General features: G+C 64.0%; 3 protein-coding genes. 2 read left to right on the forward strand and 1 reads right to left on the reverse strand.

Going from position 1 to position 2,447, the window contains the following annotated elements; genetic code table 11:
• Positions 1–152: aldo/keto reductase (locus ACFWPJ_RS30405; protein ID WP_378856590.1), on the forward strand; the 152-nt coding region annotated here is incomplete at its 5' end.
• A 213-nt stretch (positions 153–365) separates the two neighbouring features.
• Positions 366–989 (forward strand): RNA polymerase sigma factor, encoded by a 624-nt coding sequence (locus tag ACFWPJ_RS30410; protein WP_378856586.1) that lies wholly within the window; start codon positions 366–368, stop codon positions 987–989.
• A gap of 383 nt (positions 990–1,372) precedes the next feature.
• On the opposite strand, the gene ACFWPJ_RS30415 is transcribed toward ACFWPJ_RS30410, so the two are convergent.
• Positions 1,373–2,169 (reverse strand): IS5 family transposase gene (locus ACFWPJ_RS30415; RefSeq protein ID WP_378856588.1). Its coding sequence is split into 2 segments (ribosomal slippage): positions 1,373–1,824 and positions 1,824–2,169, totalling 798 coding nucleotides; the frame shifts between segments, so codons are not numbered across the junction.
• Positions 2,170–2,447 lie beyond the last annotated feature (278 nt).

A 2,447-nucleotide genomic window follows, 5' to 3' on the forward strand; every position in this document is an offset into this window, starting at 1 on the left:
GGGTAACGCTCGCCTGGCTGCTGCAGCGCTCGCCGTCGATGGTCCTGATCCCCGGAACTTCCTCGGTCACCCACCTGCGGGAGAATGTCGCCGCGGCCGACCTGCAGCTGCCCGCCGAGGCGATCGCCGAAATCGACGCCATCGAGCCGTGACCCCGCCAGCTCTGGAGGCCTGATCCTGCCGGGTCGAACCAGACTATTGGTACCACCGTGCACTGCACCACGAGTGCAGTGCACGATGCAGCGGCACGCCAGCGAACGGTGCAGCGTCGGCAGCGACGATGGCCTCGGCCGTCAGGAGAAGGGGAGTACCACCGATCTCGAATGCCGGTGGATTCCCCTTCTCAGCACAGGGGAGGTACGCCCATGGTGAACATGGAGCTCGATCACATGGACGTCGATGGAGACCGAGAGTCCACTGCCAGAGCGCTGGTCGGCATGGCGGTGGACGGAGACGAGGACGCCTGGGAACAAATCGTTGCCAAGCACGCCCGCTACCTGGGCTCTATCGGGAGGGCGAAGCGCCTCTCCTCTGAGGAGTGCTCCGACGCTATGCAGGAAACGTGGCTCAGCGCGGTTGCCCAACTGCCAAAGCTTCGCGACCCGAGCCGGCTTCGTCCGTGGCTGGCCATGATCATGCGACGCAACTGCGAAGACATCAGCCTTCGCCGAAACAAGCAGCGTGAGGAACTGGTGGGCAATGTGGCCGACATTGTCGGCGAATGGCTTCGCGACGAACGTGTCAACATCGAGCGGGACATACTTGCCACCGAACGGACATCGGTACTCCATGAGGTGCTGAGGCTGCTGCCGGAGGGCGAACGCGTGCTCCTCACGGAGCTGACCCACAATGATGGTTCGTACGGCGAAATTGCCAGTCACCTCGGAATCCCGGTGGGCAGCATCGGTCCGACCCGGATGCGAGCGCTACGCCGACTGCGCGAACTGTTCGATGACACACCTACAGGTGACGTGCTTCGGACCGCCTGACGCCGGGAGCCGACCACAACGCCGCCGCGGGTCTCGCGGCAGCGCAGTCCCGAATGAGCCGGCTTGGAGCGCGGTTCCGGAACCGGCCACGTCCGCACAGCCCCCTGATCTACATCTCTTCAGCTCGGTCATCATGATCGCGAACCCGCTGACATGGCCCGCAGAGATTCCAACTCCGGACTCGCGGACAGGATCGCGTCGAGGCGATGCTGATCGTCGGGGTCCAGCCTCGCGGGATCGGTCATGATGGCGACCCGACGCACGGCCGGTGGCTTCGGTGACGCCAAAACGTGGGGTAAACGTGGGGCCAGGTCAAACAAAAAGGTCAGGCCCGGTTTTAGACCGGGCCTGACCTGCTATTTCTGTGGAGCTAAGGGCTCCTATCAGGTTCGGTTGCTGAGTCGTCGCCAGCAGATGAGCGCCGCAGCGAGGTCGAGGAATCCTTGGTGAATGTCGGTGCGGCGTTCCCAACGGACAGCCAGGCGCCGGTATTGGTGCAGCAAGGCCAGGGTTTGCTCGACGATCCAGCGGCCGGCGGTCACCTTGTCGCGGGTGCCGCGGCGTGGGATATAGCCGGTGATCCCTCGGTGCTCGAGTTCGTCGTAGACCCGGGGATAGTCGTAGCCCTTGTCCGCGATCAGGGTGGTGATCCGCTCGCGTGGACGGCCGGGTCGTCCTTGTAGAGGTCGTACTCGGTCGAGCAGCTCGGGCAGAACCAGGTGGTCGTTGACGTTGGCCGCTGACTGCACGATGGCGAGTGGGAGCCCGTTACCGCAGGTCAGGATGTGGTGTTTCGCTCCGGTCTTACGGCGGTCGACCGGGCTGGGACCGGTGTCGGCGCCCCCTTTTTGGCCCGCACATGCGAGCCGTCGGGTATGACGCGGTCGAAATCGACCAATCCCGCGCGGTGGCAGTGGGCGAGCATCGTGGTGTGCATGGCCTCGAACACCCCGGCGGACTGCCAATCTCGTAGCCGCCGCCAGCAGGTCATCCCGGACCCGAATCCCAGTTCCTGGGGTAGATCCTCCCACCCGATGCCGGTGATCAGCACGAACAGAATCCCTTGCAGGACAAGCCGATCGTTCATCCGTGCTGGTCCTGGTGTGCCCGGGGCCTTCACCGGTAGTAGCGGTTCGATCACTGCCCAGAGCTGGTCGTCCACGATCCATGGTGCTGCCACGACGAAACATGCTGCACTACAACGAGACTCACCGCTACCTGACAGAACCTGCTAGGAGCTCTGAGGTGTTCGACAGTCCCGACGAACGGGTCCCGCACGGCCTCTGCGGCCGCGATGATACCGAGGCCTTTCTCCGGAGTGCGTCAAGCGTGATCAGGCCAGAACGCCAACTACGAAGTCGATCGAGGTCAACATGCAGCCCGAATTAAGATGATCTCGGTCGCCCCCTCGCTCGCATGTGCGAGCCACCGAGTCTGTGATTCACCCCCCTCGGCGGC

Source organism: Nocardia sp. NPDC058497 (assembly GCF_042720195.1).
Classification (GTDB): domain Bacteria; phylum Actinomycetota; class Actinomycetes; order Mycobacteriales; family Mycobacteriaceae; genus Nocardia.